Consider the following 21010-nt stretch of genomic DNA (forward strand, 5'->3'; position numbering starts at 1 on the left):
AATAACATGAGTAAGCAAATAGAAATACGCGACGCTAAAAAAAGCGATGCGCCAACCATTTTACAGTTTATTACCGAACTGGCCATTTACGAAAAAGAACCCGATGCAGTAAAAACAGATGAGCAGGCAATTATAAAAACGCTGTTTAGTGAAGGGGCAACAGCACACAGTGTTATTTGCCTTGAAGATGATGAGCCTATTGGCTTTGCGGTGTATTTTTATAATTACTCTACCTGGCTGGGTAAAAATGGCTTATACCTAGAAGATTTATACGTAAGCCCCGATAGCCGTGGCAATGGTGCGGGCAAACTAATAATGAAACACCTTGCTAATAAAGCCATAAAAAACGACTGTGGACGTTTTGAGTGGGTAGTATTGGATTGGAATAAACCCGCTATAGATTTTTATAATAGCATTGGGGCAAAAGCCCAAAACGAATGGATAATCTACCGCCTAGCAGGCCAAGACTTACTCGATTTTGCAGAGCAATAGTGATACTAAAACGCTTAATTAAGTGGGTTGGTATAATACTTTTTTAAAAGCAGATGAGTGCCGAAAACGGCCAGTATCTGCTTTAAAAATTGTTATGCTGAGGTACGTTTTATTGATTAAGACCCTACATGAATAATCAGTATTGGCAAAAAGCACGGCAAAGCCGCGATGCACGATTTGATGGCTTGTTTTACGTTGCAGTAAAAAGTACCGGTATTTATTGTCGGCCAATTTGCCCCGCGCCCACCGCTCAAGAAAAAAATGTGGTGTATTATCAATATGCGCACAACGCAGCGCAAGCAGGCTTTAGACCGTGTATACGCTGCAGGCCCGATAGCGCTCCGGGCAGCGCTGCTTGGCAGGGGGTAAAAACGACCGCGCTTAGAGCTAAGCAGTTAATTGATTTAGGTGATAGCTGTAATTGCGAAATGCTAGCTACTCGTTTGGGTATTACCAGTCGATATTTGCGACGCATATTTAATCAGCACTTTGGTGTGTCTGTTACTCAGTATCGGTTATTTAACCAATGTCAGTTTGCTAAAAAGCTCATTCAAGAGACCACATTACCCATAACCGATATTGCATTTGCCGCTGGGTTTAAAAGTGTGCGACGTTTTAACGATGCTTTTCTACAACAATTAAATATAGCGCCATCAAAGCTCAGAAAATCAAAAAAAGAGGCAACCCCAGTGATTGTATTAACACTCCCTTTTAGACCTCCTTACAATTGGCAGGCTTTGCACAGCTTTTTGTCAAAGCGGTTAATAGAGCCTATGGAGTGGATAACCCCAACCAGTTACGGGCGAACATTTATGCTAAAAGGGGCGGTAGGTTATTTTAATGCGCACTTTAAGGCGCAAAATAACCATTTTAAAGTTGAAATAGTAATAAATAATACCGAGCACTTACAAAAAGTAATTAACAATATACGCCGTGTACTTGATGTAGATGCCGATATAAACCCTATTGAAAGCCACTTAAAAAATAGTATTAATGGGGCATTTACATTAAGTGAAGGGCTACGCTTACCTGGGATATGGTCAAGCTTTGAAGCGGGGATCCGCGCTGTATTGGGTCAACAAGTTAGCGTGGGGGCAGCGCACACTTTAGTTACAAAGCTGGTCGCAGAGCAAGGCGATAAACACGCAGGTAAAGTGTATTTTCCACAGCCTGAGGATTTAGCGACATGCGACTTTGAATTTTTTAAAATGCCGCAATCGCGCAAAAATGCATTAAAAAATTTATCCAAGTACTGCGCTGATAACCCCAATAACAGGGTTTTGGATAATTGGCTCGATATAAAAGGCATAGGGCCGTGGACTGTTAACTACGCGAAACTGCGTGGGCAAAGTAACCCAGATATACTATTAGCCGGCGATCTCGGGGTAAAAAAGGCGCTGATCAATGCTAAGCAATTTAACCCAGAGCTGAGCGCTCCATTTCGCTCGTACTTAACGTTTCAACTATGGCAGCAACTTTCATGATTATACAGACCGCAATTTCGAGTCCGATTGACGATATTATTATTCAAGCGACTGAAAACGGAGTGAGCTATGTTGGTTTTTACCCAAAAACACACTACACCCATACACCCGTTGAGCAAGTAACAAATAAAGCGGTTTTAATCTGCGTAAAGCAATTAAACGAATACTTTAATGGTCAGCGCAAAACCTTTAATGTGCCATTAGATACGCAAGGTACGCCTTTTCAAAATGGTGTGTGGCAAGCGTTGCTCAGCGTCCCTTTTGGCAAAACCATGACCTACGGCGATATAGCTAAACAATTAAATAACCCTAAGGCGGTAAGAGCAGTCGGGGCTGCAAATGGCAAAAACCCCATTAGTATTATTGTGCCATGCCATCGAATTATTGGTGCAAACTCAAAGCTTACTGGGTACGCTGGTGGCCTTGAGAGAAAAAGTTGGCTACTAAAGCATGAAGGGATAATTTAACTGTTACAGCACTGGCAGCTTTGTTATCACAAGCTACAATTTACATTATTTACTAATAAAAATTATTATGAGTATCAGCAGCTTAAATTATTTATTTATATTTGGTTTGATGTTTTCTTCAGCAGTGTTTGCTAACCCTCAAACACTTATATTTTGCTACGAAGATAAAGACGTTGCACCTATGTTTTTGGGCATTGGGCAAGAAGTACCTATAGATAACCCTGGCGCCTCAATTGAAATTTTAAAGCAACTGGATGCCGACATACCCAATGTGGCTATTTCATTTGTTAGAAAACCATGGCGCAGATGCCTAAACGATTTAGAACTTAACCGTGTTAATGCCGTTATTGCCAGCTATCGTGATGGGCGTGAACGTTTTGCTGTGTACCCTACAAACGAAAAAGGGGTGTTGCTAGAAAAATTTGCAGTGAGTCGTTTTAGTAGCTGTTTAATAGGGCGAGCTCGTTTTCATAAACAATGGCAAACACGTGAAGTATTTCAAAATAAAGCGTTCACTATCGCCATTCCTAATGGCTATGGCTTAAACAGCGCGCTAAAAGAAGAGCCTTTTTATATTCATAATACTTTTTCAAAAGACAAAGCTTTTGAATTACTTGATAAAGGAGTGGTACAGGCAAGTGTTGATTTATGCCAAGTAGATGACTTAAAAGTGTCGAGCTATCAACATAAAGGGAGCGATGTAAAACCCCTTTACCCACCTTATGAAACAACCGACGGTTATTTAATTTTTTCAAAGCAGTTTTACCAGCAAAATAGCCAGCTTAGTAAAGAGATATGGCAATGGTTAGCGCGCTTTGACAGTGCACAAATTTATATAAAATACTTGCAAGCTGTTGAGTAATAAGAAAATCAAAGCGCTTATTAACTAAAATAGCGATATGAAATTGGTATTAATCGCATATTAAGGTAGCATAAGCGCACTTTTTATCTTAAGGCACGGCAATGGCTCAATTATACTTTTACTACTCTGCGATGAATGCGGGTAAATCAACCACCTTATTACAATCTGCGTTTAACTATCGTGAGCGCGGTATGGAGCCTGTTATTTTAACGGCTGCAATTGATAACCGCTCTGGTGTAGGAAAAGTATCGTCTCGTATCGGGCTGCAAGCTGATGCGCATATATTTGATGCGTCAAAAAATGTTTTTGAGCTGATCCAAAATCTGCAAAACGAAAAAAAGCGCCACTGTGTGTTGGTTGACGAATGCCAGTTTTTATCTAAAGAACAAGTTATGCAGCTGACTGATGTGGTTGATGAACTTGGTATTCCGGTATTGTGTTATGGCCTGCGAAGCGACTTTAGAGGTGAGTTATTTATTGGCTCTCAGTACTTGCTAGCATGGGCCGATAAACTGGTTGAGCTTAAAACAGTGTGCCATTGCGGCCGTAAAGCCAATCATGTGTTGCGTACAGATGAAAACGGCAATGCCATTGCCGATGGTAACCAAGTAGAAATTGGCGGCAACGACCGTTATGTGTCGGTGTGCCGCAAGCATTATAAGGCTGAGTTAAATATGGGCCGCTAAGGCTCGTATAAAAGTATCTATATCATCTTGGTTTATATCAAGATGAGTGACTAGCCTAAGCTGTTTGCTTGGGCTAATTAATATGCCTTGTTGTGCTAATTGCTCGCTAATATGCGCTATATTTAACTCACTTGAATAGCGCGCATACACCATGTTGGTGGTGTTACTCATATCAACGCTAAACCCATTGAGTTCGTTAAGCTTACTTGCTAAATAACGCGCATTAGCGTGATCGTCTTTTAAGCGAGAGACGTTATTTTCAAGTGCGTATTGCCCCGCGGCTGCCAGCATTCCGGCTTGGCGCATGCCACCACCGAGTACTTTTCTCCAGCGCCGTGCTTTTGTGATAAGCGCCTTTGTGCCTAGTAATAGCGAGCCAACGGGAGCACCTAGCCCTTTTGATAAGCAAATTGAAACAGAGTCAAAATGCTGGGTTATATCTGTAATATCAACGTTTAATTCAACTGCTGCATTAAACGCACGTGCGCCATCTAAGTGCAGAGCTAACGAGTGCTCATTTACAAAATGACGTGCTTTGGCTAAGTAGCTAAGGGGGAGCACTTTTCCGCCTATGGTGTTTTCAAGGCTAAGTAAGCGGGTGTTGGCAAAATGGCTATCGTTTGGTTTTATTGCTGCGGCAATTTTATCAAAGCAGAGGCTGCCATCGGGTTCATTCTCAATCGGTTGTGGTTGAATAGAGCCTAATACTGCAGCGCCACCGCCTTCAAATTTATAGTTATGGGCATTTTGCCCGCAAATATATTCATCTCCGCGTTCGCAATGAGCCATAAGCGCAAGTAAATTAGCTTGCGTGCCAGAGCTACAATAAAGTGCGGCTTCAAAGCTAAAACGCTCACTTGCATAGGCTTCTAGCTGGTTTACGCTAGGATCATCCCCGTACACATCATCGCCTACTGGCGCGCTATACATTACATCGCGCATGGCTTTTGAAGGTTTAGTAACCGTGTCTGAGCGAAAATCTATCATGGTGGTTATTCCTTTATTAAGTACTACAGGCTTTATTGTTTTTATGGGTTTAAACAAGCTCGTCAAAAATTTGTTCACGCGTGGCTTTATCAAAATAACTCCAGGCAATAAAGCGACTTACTTTTTGTCCTTGTGCCATGTCTATAATTTTATATTCGGCAATAGGGAGGGAGCTTAATTTATTTTCTAACACTTTAAGCGTTTCTTTTTTTGAAACCAAGGAGGTAAACCATATTACTTGCTCTGCAAATTGCTCACTTTGAGCAATCATATTGCTAATAAACTGTGCTTCGCCGCCTTCGCACCATAGCTCATTATTTTGCCCGCCAAAATTAAGGGTGTTTTTAGGCGATTTCCCTAAGTTTTTCCATTTGCGCTGCGACCCTTTATTGGCGTCTTCTGCGCTTGCGTGAAACGGGGGGTTACACAGGGTTAAATGAAATAAATCTTTTTGATTTATAATGTTTTCAAAAATAGATGATGCGTTTTTTTGGTGTTTAAGGGTTATTTTTAAACCATTAAATTGGGCGATTTGTTTCGCTATTTTTATAGAATTTGCATCGATGTCGCTACCAGTAAAGTGCCAGTTGTATTCATGATTACCCGTTAACGGGTAGACCAAATTGGCCCCTGTGCCAATATCGAGCACCTTAATTTGCCTGCCAGTTGGAATATTTTGTTGGTTGTCGTCGCTTAATAAGTCTGCCAAGTAATGAATGTAATCAACGCGACCAGGAATAGGAGGGCATAGGTTATGCTCAGGAATATCCCAAAAATCTATTTTATAATGCGCTTTTAAAAGCGCTTGATTAAGCGTTTTTACTGCTGTGTTATTGGTAAAATCAATGCTTTTACTCCCCGCAGGGGTGACGATGATGAAAGGGGTTAACGCATCATGCTTATCGCATAGCATGTCTAAATCGTAGCCATGTAAATGTTGGTTGCGTGGGTGGAGTTTGTTAGTGACTTGTTTTGATTTCATAGCATTAATTTAGCAATTAAATAATGGCGCAATTGTATCAAATGCCCCACTAAAAAGTGCAACCATTTACTTTAGAATTAACAGTGGTACTGGTAGGATGAGTGGCTAAAAATAATAAAGGAAAATTTGTGGCAATTACACAGCACTCACATTTTGTTCAACTAGGCAATCAGCAAACGCTGCATTTACGCCGTATAGCAAACGACAAGCAAGCGGGCCCCGTGGTGTTTTTTATGCACGGCGCAGTAGAAAATGGCAAAATTTTTTATACTCATAGCAATAAAGGGCTAGCCCCTTATTTGGCTGAGCAAGGCTACTGCTGTTATGTAGCAGACCTGCGCGGACGTGGAGAGAGCAAGCCGCTTATTTCGCCGCAGGCTAAATATGGTCAAACAGAGGCAATAGTAGAAGATATCCCCGCCTTTATTAATTACATTGAACAATTCGAGGGTAAAAAGCCAGACTATTGGGTTGCTCACTCTTGGGGGGGCGTTTTAATGAATAGCGTTTTTGCACGTTTTCCTGAGTATTTAAAAGAGGTTAAAGCGTGTGCTTATTTTGGCTCTAAACGATCTTTGTTTAACAATCACCCTAAAAAGTTACTACAAGCAAATGTAATTTGGTACTTTATGGCGCCCATATTGGCTAAAAAACAGGGGTACTTAAACGCAAAAGGCTATAAGTGGGGCAGCGATAACGAATCGCAAAAGTCGCATTATCAGAGCATGCAGTGGGCTAAAAAAAGGCCATGGATAGATAGCGATGATGGTTTTGACTATGCAAAAGCATTAGCTAAAGTGCAGGTGCCTCCTACACTACATATTGGCGCTGTAAACGATAAGGCTCTTGCGCAGCCTATTGATATTAAAAAGTTTATGGCAGAGTCCGGACCTGGAAAACAAACCCTTAAAATTTATGGCAAGCGCCATGGTCATAGTGTGGATTACGATCATATTAATATGCTTACTCACCCTCAGGCACGGGATGAGCAATTTAAAGATGTTGTAAGCTGGTTTAACGAGCACAGTTAGGCAATTAGGCTCATTCAAACTGTTTTAAAAGCGGTGTTTTATAGCGCTCCCAATGCGCGAGTGCCTGTGTATTAATTGGCTGCCTAATGGCTTGTTTGCTTAATGTGCTAACAGCAGCCTTACGCTTATAAAATGCTAAGCACTGCGGTTCATACTCACATCCTAAAAACGAAAATAAAGCACTTAGCTGCGACTCAGGCTCGGCAACTATTTGCTCATAATGAATATCGTATAGCGGTAATGAGGGCAGGCTGCGCCAATGATCCATTAATTTTGCATACAACGCATGGTAAAGTTTGAATTCTTTTAAATCACAAAAGTACGGCTCATTTTCGGCAAAGTAGTTACTGAACACCGAAAAAGCAGTGGCGTTAAAATCCCTACTTAAATTAATAAATTTAGCATTAGGGAACAGCAAGTAAATTAAGCCAATAGACTGATAGTTACTCGGTAGCTTATTAATAATGAAAGGGCGTATAGGCTGTGCTTTTTTTAACTCTTCAATATAAATATTGCGAGCTTTTGCGATTAAATCGTTACTAAGTGCGCTTAAGCATTGCGGGTAAGGGGTTTGCGTTTGCTGCTCTATAAATGCCACCACTTGGTTAGCGATACTGGTGTTTTCACCTAATGTGGCAAACTGTGAGTGGCAGGCCATCATTTGCTCAAGTAAGGTTGAGCCGCTGCGGGGCATACCAATAATAAACACGGGCGTAATAGTGCCGGTAAAAGTGTGATCGGCAGATGCAATTAGCTGTTGTGTATTATGCGTTATAATTGCCTCATAGAAAGGCACTAAGTCACTGGTTTTAAAGTGAGTAAGCTTTTTTTGAAGTTTGTTGGCAAGCACATAATAGTTAAATGCTTGCTCTGTATCTTCTAGTTTGTCGTAGCTTTTACCTAACGCGTAGTAACACACCATTTTTAAACGCACGTTATTCGTTTGCGTTAAAAAGTGGTGCAGGTTGCTCACATAATTATGTTCTTTATTGAAACGGCCTAATTGTACTAGTTCAAATAAAATATAGGCAGTTACGGGGTAAAGCCCCATGCTTAGCGCATGCGCAAATGTGGTGTGTGCTTTGTCTAATTCGCCGTAGCTTAAATAATGCTGAGCTAAATAATAATGAGGCTCTGGGCTATGGCTTGCGAGGCTTTTAGCATATTCGAGTACTTTAATCGCATCATTAGGGGAATTAACACCGTTAAATGCATCGGCAAGGGCGTGCAGTGGCTCAAGCATATGGGGTAAACGTTCGCATGCTTTTTGTAATAAGTATACCGCTGCATCAAAGCGCTCTAACCTAAGTGCTATCCTGCCTAAACCAAATAATGCTTCGCCGCTTTGCGGGTTACTATTTAAAATTGCTTTAAAATGAAACTCGGCTTCTTTGAGTTTATTTTCTTGTAGTAATTGATTGGCTTTTTTAATTAGCATGATGAGGCATTATTGTTTTTTAATTAATATAAAATAAAAAAGGCGAAATGTCTTAACATTTCGCCTTGGTTTATCATGAAAAAATATTAGAAAGTATAGGTTGCTTTCGCGTAGTAGAAGCCACCGTTAATACCGTATGGAGACGTTTCGTAGTATTGGCCACCCCAGTTATTGTTAGGGATACCCGTACGGTCTTCAAAATCAAGTTTTTCAGCGTCTTGGTCAAAGATGTTTTGTGCACCTACCGAGAAGCTAATAGACTCATTTAAGAAGTACGTTATTTCAGCGTCAATGGTCACGGCTGCGTCAGCTGTTTTTGCTGTTGCATCGTAATCTACGTGAACACCTTGGTATTCGCCGTAGTAATTAGCACGGGTAAACATTGAAAAAGATTCCCACTGCTGTGCCCAAGTAAGCGTTGCACGGTGGTTAGGTAAATCTTCTTCTAAACGCTTAACTTTAAACTCACCGGTAATGTCGCTGAACTTAGTTACCTCAGTTTCATTCCAGTTGTAAGCAAGGCTAAATGTAGAGCTTCCGCCTAACATGTCAGCTGTGTAGTTTGCTACTAAGTCAATACCTTGCGTTGTTGTATCAAAGTCATTTGTGAAAAAGCTTACTTGTGCATAGCTTTGCGCATTTGGTACGCCTGCTGCTTCTAACGTGTCTTTATCATCTTGGCTAAGTACAATTTTTTCAGATTGGCTGATACGGTCATCAACTTCAATGTTGTAGTAATCAAGTGTTACAAATAAATCCCCAATAGTGTAAACCGCACCTAGTGTGTAACTTTGCGATTCTTCTGGCTCAAGCTCTGTACCACCTAATTGCACTGCAATTGGGTTTGTTGGTGGTAAAAGTGCTGAATCTTGTAATACACCATCACTTAAGTTGGTTTGTACGTTACTTACGTTAGCTTGGCCAACAGTAGGGGCACGGAAACCTGTGCTTACTGAGCCACGAATATTTAGATCTTCAGTTACGTGGTACTGCGCCATTACTTTGTAGTTTGTTGTTGTACCAAAGCTGTCGTAATCTTCAAAACGTACCGCAAGGCCCATTAAGAATTCTTCTGTAAATGGTGCTTCGATATCTACATAAGCTGCGTAGTTACGGCGTGTATATTCGCCTGCATCAGAAGGTTTGAAACCAGGGAAACCATTAGAGCCAATACCAAAACCTTGCTCAGTTAAAGGACCTGCAGTGAATGATGCTTCATCACCCGAAATTACAGTAAATGTTTCTTCGTGCCATTCTAAACCACCGGCAATATTTACATCGTACGCTAGGTCAAAATCAAAGCCTTTAGAAAGGTCAAAGTTAAAGTTTTTCTCTAGTTGCTCATATTTACCTGGGCTAAAATCACGTGGGCTGTCTGCACCTAACGACGCATTAACCGTGTCGTAAATAAAGTAGCGAGATTCGTTTAAACCCACCGTACCACTTAAATCGTAAAATGCATCTTTAAGGAAACCACCCGTAAACATACCCTTTGTACCAATAGTTAAAGAGGTATCGGTAATGTTGCCACCAAAGTTAGGTGTAAAACCGCCAGGAATGGTTTCGTTAAATGCAAAACAATCAGGGTTATTAGCAACACCGCTAATGTAGTCTGGGTTATCTAGTACGTTGTCATCAATTGCTATAGTTGGACAGTTACCGCTCATGTCTTCTGTTAAATCGGCAACAAGTAGTGTTTCACCGCCATCGTTTGAGTATACACCTGGGCGAGTGTGCGGGTTACGGTAGTAAAAACCACCACGTACATCACGCTCAGAGTAGTTACCAAACATATAAAATTCTGAGTCGTTTGTTAGTTCTAAACCAAAGTTACCAAAAATTGAAATGTCGTCATCAACCTCTGGGGCACCCCAAACTTGCGCAAGCGAAGACACTTCTGGTACACCTGCAGCAGAAAGTGCAGCTGCATCAGGGCGTTGCTCTGAGCGACTTGTTGCATCTGCTGTTTTATATTGAAAACTTAAGTTAGCAAAACCGTTGTCTGTAAATGGTAGGCCTACGTTACCCGATATCTGTGTGGTATCACCGTCGCCTTCGTAGTATTGACCATGGCGTACTTCAAATTTACCGCCTTCAGAGGCATCTTTAAGTTGGAAGTTCATTACACCTGCGATTGCATCTGAGCCGTATTGTGCTGCTGCGCCATCACGTAGTACTTCTACTTGCTTAAGTGCAATGCTAGGAATAACTGAAATATCAGCGCCTTGTGCACCATCGTTAATACCACCACCTAAAAATGCAATAACAGAAGCACGGTGACGGCGTTTACCGTTTAAAAGGATTAATGTGCTGTCTGAAGGTAAGCCACGTAAATTAGCTGGGCGTACTAGTGATGCAGCATCACTGATTGGGTTTTGGTGAACATTAAAAGAAGGAACAGAGCCTTTAAGTAGCTCTAGCATGTCTGTGTTACCAGACTTTTCTAGCTCTTCACCGCCAATAATATCAATAGGAACCGGTGAATCACCAATAGAGCGCGGCGCTGAGCGAGTACCCACTACGGCAATTTTTTCAACGTTTTTATTAACTTTAGTTTCACTTTCTTCTGCTGCAACAGCAGAACCTGAAATAAACAAACCTGCGGTGGTTGTTGTTGCTAATGCAAATTTAATTGCTTGATTTAGCGCATTGCTTTTAAGTTTCATTCTAATTTTCCCCAGTTAGAATATATTTTGTACGTAATGCAGTAATTAACATTACTTATTTATAATTTTGGACGTATTCACATGGGGATAAAGAGTCAACCTACTCGACTTCTTAAAGCTAAAAGCCCACCTCATGTGAAGTCCTATGTACAGCCTATACATAAAAAACTTTCAGGGCAATTAATAATTAACTCTTTAATAACAAAAAGTTCAAAATAAAATATATTTGCAACAATGGTGCAGTATGTAACTAATTTGAACTAATAAAGTGCGATTTTAACGCTTTTTCGAAGATTTAATGCGCGAAGTGGGTGGGTGGATGTTATCAATTTGTTTCTTTTGGTGAGGCAGGTGGTGTGTTTTGCGTTTGCCAGTCACGATATTTTTGTCTGTATTCGTCCCACACACAAGGGCTACAGCTACCTCCGCCGCAGCATTCATCAGGCTGTGGTTTTTGGGGTTTGGGGAGTACTATTATTTGTTTGTTTTGCATAAAAATGAGCTTGTAAGCACTGTTATGGTGCAAAAGAGTAAAGTATAGGGCGTATTAAGTAAATTATTCTTGTGTAAAACCCTTTATGTGTGAAAATAAAGGGTATGCGATTATATAAAGTTATTCACCGTGCGCCTTGGCGGGTAGTTAAAATTAGTAAAAAGCGCCAACAGCTTCGCTTTCGTCGTGCAATGGTGGCGCTAAAAATTGCTCTTGCGCAAGAAAGGCAAGAAACCATAGAAATGCTCACCATTTATAGGCGTTACACGCAAGGGCAAACCAGCAAAGAAGAGTTAAAGCGTGCTAATGAGCAGTTTGTAGATATTTTAAAAGGGCTTGGCTTAGGTGTATTTGCCGTACTGCCATTTGCCCCTATTACTATTCCATTGGTTGTAAAGCTAGGCAGAATGGTAGGTGTAGATGTATTGCCTAGCTCGTTTAACATTAATAAACCAGTTAAAGAGCTAGACGCCGAAATAGTTAAAGAGGATTTAAAACAACACACTAAAGCGCCAAATAAAGAATAAATCTGGCTAAAATTAGCTATACCTTTTAGCCGGTCTTATTGGTATGCTTTGAGCTACCATTTTTTATTATATGAGCTTTTCAATGAGTGCATTACTTCGTCATACTTCTTCTGGTATTCCTTTATCTTTTATTCTTAAAAACGAGTTAACTGACTGGCAATCACAACAACCGGCTTTTATCCAAACATGGTTAACAAATAGCGGCTTTGAAAAGCAAGGTTTAGCGCTTGTGCCTGACGCGCAAACCGGTGAGCTAAGCCACGTTTATTGTTTATTACAAAACCAAGATGATTTTTGGGCCGCAGGCGAGCTTGCCAATAAATTACCCCTGGGTACGTATCAAATTCAAGGCGATGATGCCTTTATAGAGCAAGTCGCGCTTGGTTTTGTGTTAGGCGGCTATGAATTTAGTGAATATAAAGAAAAACCAACTGCCAAAGCACAATTAGCCATTGCCGATGAAGCGCTGTATCAGCGTATTAAGCAACAAGCCGATGCCATTTATTTAGCGCGTGATTTAGTAAACACACCTGCGGTAGATATGATGCCGCAGCATTTATCGCAAGTAATGGAAGATTTAGCCAATAATTACAACGGTGAATTTACCCAGTGGATTGGCGATGAGCTACTTGAGCAAAATTACCCAACAATACACATGGTCGGGCGCGCCAGCGAAAACAAACCTCGATTACTTGATTTAAAATGGGGCGATCAAAACGCACCACTTATTACCTTAGTCGGTAAAGGGGTATGTTTTGACTCTGGCGGGCTTGATTTAAAACCAAGCTCTGGCATGCGTAACATGAAAAAAGACATGGGCGGGGCCGCGCATGTTATTGCTTTAGCACAGCTAATTATGGCGGCTAATTTACCAATTAGACTGCGTGTTTTAGTGCCTGCGGTTGAAAACGCGGTATCGCGAAATGCATTTCGCCCAGGTGATGTAATTAAAACGCGTAAAGGCATTATGGTAGAAATTGACAATACCGATGCTGAAGGGCGTTTAGTATTGTGTGATGCGCTTAGCGAGGCACAAAACGATAACCCTGAGCTAATTATTGACTTTGCGACCCTTACCGGTGCTTGTCGTGTTGCTTTAGGTACTGAGTTACCGGGCTTTTTCTCAACAGAGCGCGATGTAGCAAATGGTATTATTGATGCCGGTATGGATGTAAGCGACCCTGTATGGCAATTGCCTTTATTTGATCAGTACAAAAGCTTTTTAAAGAGCGATGTAGCCGATATGGCAAACTGTGCCAGCACACCATTTGGTGGTGCAATTACCGCGGCGCTTTATTTAAAAGAGTTTGTAGAGCCAACCACACCCTGGGTACATTTTGATGTAATGGCGTGGAATTTACGTGCTTTACCTGGGCGCCCAACCGGCGGCGAAGCGTTAGGTATTCGTGCGGTATTTAATTACTTGCAAAGCCGCTTTAAATAAACCTTGTTATACGAGGGCTATACCTCGTATAACTCAAGCGGTAAGTTATCTGGATCGGCAAAAAAGGTGAATTTTTTGCCGGTTATTTCATCCACTCTTATCTCTTCCACTGTTATATTTTGTGACTCTAAATACTGCTTTGCTTGGGCAACGTTTTTAACTTTAAATGCTAAATGCCTTAAGCCTTGCGCTTCTGGGTAGCTTGGTCTTGCAGGTGCTCCATCAAACGAAAATAACTCTATTTGGCTGCCATCAGGCATCGCTAAATCTAATTTATACGAATTACGCGCGGCCCTAAAATGCTCGTTAATAACTTTAAGTTTAAGTACGTTACTATAAAAGTGCTTAGAGCGGGCGTAGTCACTGCAAATAATAGCAGCATGATGAATGCCTAATAGTTCCATGTAGTTAGCTCCATGAGTTTGTTCTTCTAAAAAACAAAAACGCACTAAAAAGTGCGTTTAATTTTTATGTGCTTAAAAACGTTTAGCTAGGCTCAGCGTCTTTGCAGGCTTTAACTGCGGGGGCTACAAGCTCAAGGCCTGTTAGCTCACACGGTGGCAAAGTTGCATCACTTACTTTAATCGGCGTAACACGCTCGCCCCATTTTATATAGCTTGCTGCCCACGTTAAACCTGCGCCAAACGCTGCCGACATAATATTTGAATGCGGCTTAATTAAGCCTTGCTCTACGGCTTCACATAACGCAATAGCAATCGTTGCGGCTGAGGTATTACCGTAGTCAGCAATGTTTACCATTACTTTTTCATCCGGCACTTTTAAACGATGCTGAATTGCTTGAATAATACGTAGATTAGCTTGATGTGGCACTAATACGTTTATGTCATCAAGGCTTAGGTTGGCTTGCGTTAATACATCATCACACGCTTCGCTCATACCTTTAACGGCACGTTTGAAAATTTCCCGGCCTTCAAACAGTAAGTCTGATGAGCCAATTGGCTCATATTTATTTAAATCACTACCAAAGTTGGTGATATGCAAAATATCTCTGTCTTCACTGTCGCAACCGGTTTTAGTACCAAGTAGGCCTGCGGGTGTATCTGCGGCTTCTAGTACTACTGCGCCTGCGCCATCACCAAATAATACAGCGCTGTCACGGCGTGCCCAGTTTACATACCAGGTCATGCGCTCTGCAGCAATAACCACGGCTTTTTTAATCATACCCGCCTGAATTTGAGCGGTAGCTGCCTGAAGGGCATATAAAAAACCAGAACACGCTGCATTGGTATCCATAGCTGCAGCGCCGGTCGCACCAATGTTTTTTTGTACTAAAGAGGCGGTATTGGCCACCACAGTAGAAGGGGTACACGTTGCTAAAATAACTAAATCGATATCTTTTGCGTCAATCCCTGCACAATCGATGGCATGCTTTGCGGCAACGGTTGCAAGTTCTGCGGTGCTAACATGGCTAACCCTACGAGATTTAATACCAGTACGTGTGGTGATCCACTCATCGTTGGTATCAACTATTTCGCTAATTTCATCGTTGCTAATGCTTGCTGGTGGAATACATTTACCCCAACCAGTAATATGTGCGTAGGCCATAGTGTGTTCTCTTAAAAAGGTGGTCTGACGTGTATTGCTAATGGGTGAGTTATATCAAAAATTGCCCTTTAAGAGAAGTTATTAACCTGTTTTGTCTCGTAAATAATAGTAATTGTGGGCAATTTGACGTAAAGCTTGTTTAAAGAGTAAGCAAGTATTAAAACTATACGTAGCGATGTGTTAAACAGCATATAATTGAAAAGTGCATGATTTTGCAGCTTCACTTAAACGTAAGTGGCTCGCATTTATGGCACTGCGTTCAAGCTGTTAGCTTGAGTGAATTAAAGTAAGCCGATATTGTTAATTACTGCCCGTTTAACGTATAAACACACAAACACGTGGCAATTGCATACATAATAAGGAAGCCCATGAGCAATAAAATAAAAGTGTCGTTGTTTAATCACTTGATAGAGGCCGAACGACAGTTGCTCGACCCTGATGTTCGTCAATCAAGCCATGCATTAAATGCCTTACTTGATGATGAATTTATTGAAATTGCAGCTAATGGCACCGTATTTGATAAGCAGCACGTACTCACACGTTTACCTACCGAGGTTGTTCCGCAGTTTTATAATCAGCACTTTAAAGGGCGAATGCTTAGCGATGATGTCGCGCAAATTAGTTACCAAGCGGCTTATAGGCGCTCAGCCCGAAGTGAGTTTAATTACTCCTTACGTATGTCGCTTTGGCGTAAAAGTAATGAACAATGGAAAATGGTGTTTCATCAAGGGACCCCGTGCGCGCTGTTTACTATATCAATGGATGAAGATTAACTTTTTTAACGTATTAAATTTTATAGGTACATCACACCTTGTTTATGCAAACCGACCCGACCATTAGCCGCCTTTTAATGCTGCGAAGTGGTGCTATTGCTGTGCAGTTAATTGCTGTACTAAGCGTGTATTTTTTATTAGAACACCAAATAGCGTTACTCCCTTTATTAGTGGTAATAGCTATAGAGGCGATATTTCAATTAGTAAGCGTATTCGCTTATCGAAATGTTAGCCAAGCGCGCCCTATAGGGATGTTAATGCAGCTCACTGCGGACGTCCTGTTTTTAACTATTTTGCTCTCATTAAGTGGCGGCGCAACCAATGCGTTTGTATCGCTATTATTGTTACCTATCATGATTGCAGCGGTCACTCTTCGTGAAAAAGGCTTGGCTTATATCGCCGTACTGGCAATTGCCGCTTATAGCTTTTTACTCATTAGGATGCCCGATCACAGTATGCATCAAATGAATATGAGTGGGCACTTTATAGGCATGTGGGTTAACTTTGTTTTAAGTGCAAGCGTTATCGCTTTGGTTATTGGTGCTATGAGCCGGGCATTAAAGGAGCGAGAGCGCACAATAGCTAAAGCTCGCGAGCAGCAATTGCGTAACGAGCAACTGGTAACCCTAGATGGCGCTGCTGCGCAAATAACCCATCAACTAGCCAGTCCTATCGCTAACTTACAATTATTATTTGAAGAGCTTTTAGAAGAGCAGCCAAATAACCCTGTCGTTGTGCAAATGCAAACACCGCTCAAGCAATGTGCTAGGCAATTAAATGACTTTAGAAAGCTCTCTGCTCAGCTTCGTAATAAAAATACCACCGAGCACATTACAGTAAACCAGCTACAAAAGCAGATCACCGATACATTATTACTGCAATACCCTGATCAGCACATTAATTGGTTAAGTGAGCCAATAGCAGTCATCTTAAAAAGTGATGCAATGCTATTGCCTGCTATTCTCAATTTGCTACAAAATGCATGCATTGCTAATCAAAAAAATAACCAAACCCAGTTAGAGCTAAGCTGGCAGCAAGATAATCAACACAGTGAAAGTATATATTTGCTAATTCGTGATTTTGGTAGCGGTTTTAGCCAACCACAATTAGCAGAGCTTGGCGGGCAACTTATGCCTAGCAGCCAAGGTATGGGGCTTGCGGTTTTACTTTCTAATGTGACGTTTGAGCGACTAAACGGCTCGTTAACTTTGTATAATCACGCTGGTGGCGGGGCAGTGGCTAAAGTAAAATTAGCCATAGCAAATAATGAGCAACCACTTTCATGAAATTACTTATAATTGAAGACGATATAAACCTAGCCAGTACACTTGCTCGGCGTTTAACAAAACAAGGCTTTAGTTGTGAAGTTGCGCATAACCAAAGTGATGCATTACTCAGTGCACATAAACACTTACCAGATTTTATTTTGCTCGATATGAAACTAGGTGACGATAACGGCCTTGGCTTAATTAAGCCACTTCGCAGCTTATTACCGCAGGCGTATATTGTATTATTAACAGGGTTTGCAAGCATAGCCACCGCAGTAGAGGCCATGCGTTTAGGCGCTAACGACTACCTTACTAAACCCGTTGATATGGCCACGCTATTAAAGGCCCTAAACGCAGATTTAAATACACAAAATGCTAGTGATGTTGCCACACCAGTTATGTCACCAGAGCGTTTAGAGTGGGAGCATATTCAGCAAGTGCTACATAGTAATAACGGTAATGTGTCGGCCACTGCGCGGCAACTCAATATGCATAGGCGCACATTGCAGCGTAAGTTACAAAAAAAGCCGGTTCAGCAGTAACCGCTTAAGGGGTATAAAATGAGTGATGATGCGGCTACATTAATGCGTAATCAAAAAATTATATTATTCGATGCACAGTGCAAATTATGTAGTGCGTGGTGTAATTTTATAATTAGCATTTTTAAACTGTGCAGCGTGCAATCCCCAAAAGGTGCACTGCTATTAACTCATTTTGGTTTTTCAACCACACAATACGCCTCAATGGTTTACCTACAAAACGGCAAAGCGTACACGCAAAGTCATGCTTTTTTTGAAGTGGTTAAGCAGCTAGGTTACCCCTACAAACTAGCCACTGTATTTAGTGTTTTACCCAATACATTTAATAATTGGCTGTACGATAAAATTGCTTTAAACCGCTATACCTTATTTGGCAAATATCAGTATTGCAGAGTACCCAACCCAGAGGACGCAAAACATTATTTATAATTGATCGCAGGTAAATAAATTTACTATCGTATTGAATCATTGTCTTCATAAACAAATATATTGTGTAGTCCCAAAAAATTAGGTGCTGATATGTTTAATAAAAGTAGAGTCTTTTTTGTTGTAATGCTTTTAAGTTCACTCGCTTGGAGTGCATATTTAGTAACCGTTGTTTCAGAAGGTCTGACTACGAAAAGTTGGCCTATGGTTGAGGGTACTGTTATTTCTAGTAATGGACTACGTATACAACATAACCAAGAGCGCTATATTATAGAGGTTGAATACTCTTATATGCTTGATGAAAAGCTATTTGTTGGAAATCGAGTATCAAACGTCAACTCTATGCTTGATAGAGCGGAGCGAGATTTACAACTTAAAAAATATCAAACGAGGGATAAAGTTAATGTTTATTATAATCCTCAGGAGCCTAGTAAATCCTACCTAATAGTTGGTGTAGGCTACGGTATTTATCTTTTGTTGTTTGTGTGTATAGCTATGGTATTTTTCTCAGCTGTGAATTTAAGAACGTTATTAAAAAACTGATTTTAAAAAGGCTCTTAGCAGAAGCAGAAAACTAATTGGGTTAGGTTTTTCTTATTGCCTTTGGTTGCTGCTAATATTGAGGTGTTAACTAATACAAATCAATAGGTTATGAGGTTTTTTGGCCTCGCAGTTTAGAGTGTACGGATGCGTTATAGAGCAATCCTCCCGGAAAGTTAATAGAATCCAAATATGAAAAAATTTATATCTATGTCTAGATTGTTAGTTTTAATGGTTGTGGTCTTTTCTGTAAAAGCATTTCCCTTACAGGAAAAAATTGAATGTAAAAAAATATCTTGGGGCGAACTTTTCAAGAATCAAAATGATTTGGTTGGAACTAAGGTGTGCTTAGTTGGACATTACGGACACCTTGATTTTTATGAAGATCGTGCAGCTCTAGAAAAAATGTCAAAGCAATACTTAGTATTCCCATTTTACGGTGATGTAACTGAGGGGTTTGTTAAGCATTGTAGTGATCGAATGCTTTTAGTGGAGGGATTTATTGCCAGTCATGAAAAAAGTAAAGCACCACGAATTAGAAAAGTAACTAGCTTGAGCCCACTCTCGGACCCTAGCTATAGCTGCTTAGACCAAATATCAGGTTTTGTGAATTAAAGCGTGCTATTGGGTGACGCCAATTATTTGATTGGTCAGCTATAAGTAGATGCTAGGTTTAGGTGGCTGTGCTAAAATCGCCGCGTTTTAAATTATCAGGGTTTTGAAATGGCAAGCACAGCGCACGCACTCCACATATTGGTAAAACACAAAGAAATAGCAGAAGACATTATTAAGCAATTAGGTAAAGGTGCCAAGTTTCAAACCTTAGCTAAAAAATACTCGTCGTGCCCGTCGGGTAAAAAAGGCGGTGACCTTGGCGAATTTAGACGCGGGCAAATGGTTCCGCAGTTTGACAAAATAGCCTTTAATGGCGCTATTTTAGAGCCACATTTAGTTAAAACTAAATTTGGCTGGCATGTAATTAAAGTGCTTTATCGTACTTAATAAGCTCGCTGACAAATACTAAAAAGGCTGCACACTGCAGCCTTTAAGATATAACCTTACCCGATTATTAATTATCCAAATTAAACTCAATTGTCATTTCTAAGTTTTTATCAGGTACAGCAACACCATTAACAACTTTAGGTGAGTACTGCCATTTAGATAGGGCACGTTTGGCTTCGCTATTAAACACTTGCTCAGGTTTAGCGTTAATAACTTTAATATTATTTGGGCGCCCATAACTATCTACATCATAAGACATGGTAACAAAACCTTCTGTTTTGTTACGTACCTCTGCAACAGGGTATTTAGGGGGAACTGTTGATTTTACTGTTGCGGTAGGACTGTCTTGAAGTGGAGTTGTAGTACAGCCAGTAATGATTAGAGCGGCAATGATAGACAGTAAGTATTTCATTTTAATTCCTTTTATTATTTAGTTAGTAGCCTTTTTTACACTAAAATACCAATCATGTAAAATAATCCGGTTAGTTATCAAGCTCATTATTTAACCTGAATTAAGGTTATTTAATAAACATCCAGATACCCGCCGCAATCATAAACAGGTTTTCGGTTAGAGAGACAAATCCCAGCGGTACATTACTATCTCCGCCAACACAGGCACATTTAAGCTCGCGTTTGTCTATGTAAACAGCCTTAATCACCGACACGGCGCCAACACCCCCAATAAATAAAGAAATTGGTGCAACAATATAAGCTGAAAGCCCTGCAATCATGCCAATACTTACAAATGCTTCTAAAAATGGATACACATAAGCATATCTCACTACTTTCATCGCAAATAAATCATAGGTTATAAAAGAATTACTAAAGCTGTATAAGTCGCGTAATTTTTGAATAGCCAGTACGCCCATTGTTAACGCGACAAACAGCATAACTGTATGCATAGAAAAAAGTGCAAAGCCAGCCGAGTAGCTAAATGCAAAGGCAAGCAATAAGGTAACAGCAAAAATGGCCGTTACGGGAGTATAAGTAGTACCTTGTTGGCCTGGCTCCGATTTATTAAAGTAAGCTCGCAGGTCGTCATACCCGCCAATGCGTTCGTTATCGATAAATGTTTGTGGTGTGGTATCAACATTGTGCTTTTGTTGAAATGCATCGGTTTCTTCGCGCGAAGTCAGCGGCTTATCATCTACCTTATAGCCTTTTCGCTTAAGTAAATCTTTTGATTTGAGTCCAAATGGGCAAATATGCTCATTAGTTACCATTCTGTATAATGTTGCTGACTTAGCCATGCTTGCTCCTTATGCGTATTTAGTTACTCGTTAGCCCTTAATTAATAGTGAGTGAATGGCGGTATGAAAGAAGTTAATAGCACCTTG

At 40.7% G+C, this 21010-nt stretch carries 24 protein-coding genes; 15 read left to right on the forward strand and 9 right to left on the reverse strand.

Annotated elements, in window-relative coordinates:
* The first annotated feature begins 6 nt into the window (after positions 1-6).
* From AN390_RS08560 to AN390_RS08580, 5 genes are all read left to right on the forward strand, one after another.
* Complete coding sequence (locus AN390_RS08560; protein ID WP_055253897.1) at positions 7-492, forward strand: GNAT family N-acetyltransferase; 486 nt, start codon at positions 7-9, stop codon at positions 490-492.
* 128 nt (positions 493-620) lie between these two features.
* Positions 621-1976: a DNA-3-methyladenine glycosylase 2 family protein gene (locus AN390_RS08565; protein ID WP_055253899.1), complete on the forward strand. Its 1356-nt coding sequence runs from the start codon at positions 621-623 to the stop codon at positions 1974-1976.
* Positions 1973-2443, forward strand: a complete 471-nt coding sequence (locus tag AN390_RS08570) for a methylated-DNA--[protein]-cysteine S-methyltransferase (RefSeq protein WP_055253900.1) — start codon at positions 1973-1975, stop codon at positions 2441-2443. Before AN390_RS08565 ends, AN390_RS08570 begins: the two co-directional genes overlap by 4 nt.
* Positions 2444-2510: 67 nt before the next feature.
* On the forward strand, positions 2511-3305 hold the full coding sequence (locus AN390_RS08575; protein ID WP_055253902.1) for a hypothetical protein: 795 nt from the start codon (positions 2511-2513) through the stop codon (positions 3303-3305).
* Between the two features lie 101 nt (positions 3306-3406).
* Positions 3407-3991 carry a thymidine kinase gene (locus AN390_RS08580; protein WP_004588785.1) on the forward strand — a complete coding sequence of 195 codons (585 nt, stop codon included), beginning with the start codon at positions 3407-3409 and terminating at the stop codon, positions 3989-3991.
* Here AN390_RS08580 and ltaE read toward each other — a convergent pair.
* Positions 3974-4978: a low-specificity L-threonine aldolase gene (gene ltaE / locus AN390_RS08585; protein WP_055254387.1), complete on the reverse strand. Its 1005-nt coding sequence runs from the start codon at positions 4976-4978 to the stop codon at positions 3974-3976. The two genes, AN390_RS08580 and ltaE, sit on opposite strands and share 18 nt — an antisense overlap.
* 49 nt (positions 4979-5027) lie before the next feature.
* Complete coding sequence (gene rlmF / locus AN390_RS08590; protein WP_055253904.1) at positions 5028-5960, reverse strand: 23S rRNA (adenine(1618)-N(6))-methyltransferase RlmF; 933 nt, start codon at positions 5958-5960, stop codon at positions 5028-5030.
* A 128-nt stretch (positions 5961-6088) separates the two neighbouring features.
* On the opposite strand from rlmF, the gene AN390_RS08595 reads away from it, so the two are divergent.
* Positions 6089-6991, forward strand: coding sequence for an alpha/beta fold hydrolase (locus AN390_RS08595; RefSeq protein ID WP_054981806.1), 903 nt, complete (start codon positions 6089-6091; stop codon positions 6989-6991).
* Between the two features lie 10 nt (positions 6992-7001).
* Here AN390_RS08595 and AN390_RS08600 read toward each other — a convergent pair whose 3' ends face one another.
* The 3 genes from AN390_RS08600 to AN390_RS19630 form a co-directional block, all read right to left on the reverse strand.
* Positions 7002-8429 (reverse strand): sulfotransferase, encoded by a 1428-nt coding sequence (locus AN390_RS08600; protein WP_055253906.1) that lies wholly within the window; start codon positions 8427-8429, stop codon positions 7002-7004.
* A gap of 86 nt (positions 8430-8515) precedes the next feature.
* Entirely contained in the window at positions 8516-11095 is a 2580-nt protein-coding gene (locus AN390_RS08605) for a TonB-dependent siderophore receptor (protein WP_004588780.1), read from the reverse strand.
* A gap of 325 nt (positions 11096-11420) precedes the next feature.
* Positions 11421-11588, reverse strand: a complete 168-nt coding sequence (locus tag AN390_RS19630; protein ID WP_095206744.1) for an oxidoreductase-like domain-containing protein — start codon at positions 11586-11588, stop codon at positions 11421-11423.
* A 104-nt stretch (positions 11589-11692) separates the two neighbouring features.
* On the opposite strand from AN390_RS19630, the gene AN390_RS08610 reads away from it, so the two are divergent.
* Both AN390_RS08610 and AN390_RS08615 read left to right on the forward strand, forming a co-directional pair.
* A complete protein-coding gene (locus tag AN390_RS08610) occupies positions 11693-12115 on the forward strand; it encodes a hypothetical protein (protein WP_024031949.1) in 423 nt (140 codons plus the stop codon).
* 82 nt (positions 12116-12197) lie between these two features.
* A complete protein-coding gene (locus AN390_RS08615) occupies positions 12198-13559 on the forward strand; it encodes a M17 family metallopeptidase (RefSeq protein ID WP_055253908.1) in 1362 nt (453 codons plus the stop codon).
* Positions 13560-13576: 17 nt separating this feature from the next.
* On the opposite strand, the gene AN390_RS08620 is transcribed toward AN390_RS08615, so the two are convergent.
* Positions 13577-13963: a VOC family protein gene (locus tag AN390_RS08620; protein ID WP_004588776.1), complete on the reverse strand. Its 387-nt coding sequence runs from the start codon at positions 13961-13963 to the stop codon at positions 13577-13579.
* A gap of 82 nt (positions 13964-14045) precedes the next feature.
* Positions 14046-15125 (reverse strand): ketoacyl-ACP synthase III, encoded by a 1080-nt coding sequence (locus AN390_RS08625; RefSeq protein ID WP_055253910.1) that lies wholly within the window; start codon positions 15123-15125, stop codon positions 14046-14048.
* Positions 15126-15493: 368 nt separating this feature from the next.
* Here AN390_RS08625 and AN390_RS08630 point away from each other — a divergent pair, with 368 nt between their 5' ends.
* The 7 genes from AN390_RS08630 (at position 15494) to AN390_RS08660 (ending at position 19673) form a co-directional block, all read left to right on the forward strand.
* Entirely contained in the window at positions 15494-15898 is a 405-nt protein-coding gene (locus AN390_RS08630) for a DUF4440 domain-containing protein (RefSeq protein ID WP_004588774.1), read from the forward strand.
* 44 nt (positions 15899-15942) lie between these two features.
* Positions 15943-17184, forward strand: coding sequence for an ATP-binding protein (locus tag AN390_RS08635; protein ID WP_173644033.1), 1242 nt, complete (start codon positions 15943-15945; stop codon positions 17182-17184).
* Positions 17181-17708 (forward strand): response regulator transcription factor, encoded by a 528-nt coding sequence (locus tag AN390_RS08640; RefSeq protein ID WP_055253914.1) that lies wholly within the window; start codon positions 17181-17183, stop codon positions 17706-17708. Before AN390_RS08635 ends, AN390_RS08640 begins: the two co-directional genes overlap by 4 nt.
* 18 nt (positions 17709-17726) lie before the next feature.
* Positions 17727-18134 carry a thiol-disulfide oxidoreductase DCC family protein gene (locus tag AN390_RS08645; protein ID WP_055253916.1) on the forward strand — a complete coding sequence of 136 codons (408 nt, stop codon included), beginning with the start codon at positions 17727-17729 and terminating at the stop codon, positions 18132-18134.
* 90 nt (positions 18135-18224) lie between these two features.
* The gene (locus AN390_RS08650; protein WP_055253918.1) at positions 18225-18674 is read left to right on the forward strand and encodes a DUF3592 domain-containing protein; all 450 of its coding nucleotides are present in this window, start codon (positions 18225-18227) and stop codon (positions 18672-18674) included.
* A 189-nt stretch (positions 18675-18863) separates the two neighbouring features.
* Positions 18864-19286: a hypothetical protein gene (locus tag AN390_RS08655; RefSeq protein WP_055253920.1), complete on the forward strand. Its 423-nt coding sequence runs from the start codon at positions 18864-18866 to the stop codon at positions 19284-19286.
* Between the two features lie 108 nt (positions 19287-19394).
* The gene (locus AN390_RS08660) at positions 19395-19673 is read left to right on the forward strand and encodes a peptidylprolyl isomerase (protein WP_004588770.1); all 279 of its coding nucleotides are present in this window, start codon (positions 19395-19397) and stop codon (positions 19671-19673) included.
* A 67-nt stretch (positions 19674-19740) separates the two neighbouring features.
* Here AN390_RS08660 and AN390_RS08665 read toward each other — a convergent pair whose 3' ends face one another.
* Together AN390_RS08665 and AN390_RS08670 are read right to left on the reverse strand one after the other, a co-directional pair.
* Entirely contained in the window at positions 19741-20085 is a 345-nt protein-coding gene (locus tag AN390_RS08665) for a TonB family protein (RefSeq protein ID WP_029771693.1), read from the reverse strand.
* Positions 20086-20191: 106 nt separating this feature from the next.
* Positions 20192-20923 (reverse strand): MauE/DoxX family redox-associated membrane protein, encoded by a 732-nt coding sequence (locus tag AN390_RS08670; protein ID WP_055253921.1) that lies wholly within the window; start codon positions 20921-20923, stop codon positions 20192-20194.
* Between the last annotated feature and the right edge of the window lie 87 nt (positions 20924-21010).

Origin of the sequence: Pseudoalteromonas sp. P1-11, assembly GCF_001399995.1 — a bacterium.
GTDB lineage: Bacteria > Pseudomonadota > Gammaproteobacteria > Enterobacterales > Alteromonadaceae > Pseudoalteromonas > Pseudoalteromonas atlantica.

Bases quoted from the DNA above. Each gene is read 5' to 3' on its own strand.
- AN390_RS08560 (WP_055253897.1), top strand. From the start codon at position 7: ATGAGTAAGCAAATAGAAATACGCGACGCTAAAAAAAGCGATGCGCCA.
- AN390_RS08565 (WP_055253899.1), top strand. From the start codon at position 621: ATGAATAATCAGTATTGGCAAAAAGCACGGCAAAGCCGCGATGCACGA.
- AN390_RS08570 (WP_055253900.1), top strand. From the start codon at position 1,973: ATGATTATACAGACCGCAATTTCGAGTCCGATTGACGATATTATTATT.
- AN390_RS08575 (WP_055253902.1), top strand. From the start codon at position 2,511: ATGAGTATCAGCAGCTTAAATTATTTATTTATATTTGGTTTGATGTTT.
- AN390_RS08580 (WP_004588785.1), top strand. From the start codon at position 3,407: ATGGCTCAATTATACTTTTACTACTCTGCGATGAATGCGGGTAAATCA.
- ltaE (WP_055254387.1), bottom strand. From the start codon at position 4,978: ATGATAGATTTTCGCTCAGACACGGTTACTAAACCTTCAAAAGCCATG.
- rlmF (WP_055253904.1), bottom strand. From the start codon at position 5,960: ATGAAATCAAAACAAGTCACTAACAAACTCCACCCACGCAACCAACAT.
- AN390_RS08600 (WP_055253906.1), bottom strand. From the start codon at position 8,429: ATGCTAATTAAAAAAGCCAATCAATTACTACAAGAAAATAAACTCAAA.
- AN390_RS08605 (WP_004588780.1), bottom strand. From the start codon at position 11,095: ATGAAACTTAAAAGCAATGCGCTAAATCAAGCAATTAAATTTGCATTA.
- AN390_RS19630 (WP_095206744.1), bottom strand. From the start codon at position 11,588: ATGCAAAACAAACAAATAATAGTACTCCCCAAACCCCAAAAACCACAG.
- AN390_RS08610 (WP_024031949.1), top strand. From the start codon at position 11,693: ATGCGATTATATAAAGTTATTCACCGTGCGCCTTGGCGGGTAGTTAAA.
- AN390_RS08615 (WP_055253908.1), top strand. From the start codon at position 12,198: ATGAGTGCATTACTTCGTCATACTTCTTCTGGTATTCCTTTATCTTTT.
- AN390_RS08620 (WP_004588776.1), bottom strand. From the start codon at position 13,963: ATGGAACTATTAGGCATTCATCATGCTGCTATTATTTGCAGTGACTAC.
- AN390_RS08625 (WP_055253910.1), bottom strand. From the start codon at position 15,125: ATGGCCTACGCACATATTACTGGTTGGGGTAAATGTATTCCACCAGCA.
- AN390_RS08630 (WP_004588774.1), top strand. From the start codon at position 15,494: ATGAGCAATAAAATAAAAGTGTCGTTGTTTAATCACTTGATAGAGGCC.
- AN390_RS08635 (WP_173644033.1), top strand. From the start codon at position 15,943: ATGCAAACCGACCCGACCATTAGCCGCCTTTTAATGCTGCGAAGTGGT.
- AN390_RS08640 (WP_055253914.1), top strand. From the start codon at position 17,181: ATGAAATTACTTATAATTGAAGACGATATAAACCTAGCCAGTACACTT.
- AN390_RS08645 (WP_055253916.1), top strand. From the start codon at position 17,727: ATGAGTGATGATGCGGCTACATTAATGCGTAATCAAAAAATTATATTA.
- AN390_RS08650 (WP_055253918.1), top strand. From the start codon at position 18,225: ATGTTTAATAAAAGTAGAGTCTTTTTTGTTGTAATGCTTTTAAGTTCA.
- AN390_RS08655 (WP_055253920.1), top strand. From the start codon at position 18,864: ATGAAAAAATTTATATCTATGTCTAGATTGTTAGTTTTAATGGTTGTG.
- AN390_RS08660 (WP_004588770.1), top strand. From the start codon at position 19,395: ATGGCAAGCACAGCGCACGCACTCCACATATTGGTAAAACACAAAGAA.
- AN390_RS08665 (WP_029771693.1), bottom strand. From the start codon at position 20,085: ATGAAATACTTACTGTCTATCATTGCCGCTCTAATCATTACTGGCTGT.
- AN390_RS08670 (WP_055253921.1), bottom strand. From the start codon at position 20,923: ATGGCTAAGTCAGCAACATTATACAGAATGGTAACTAATGAGCATATT.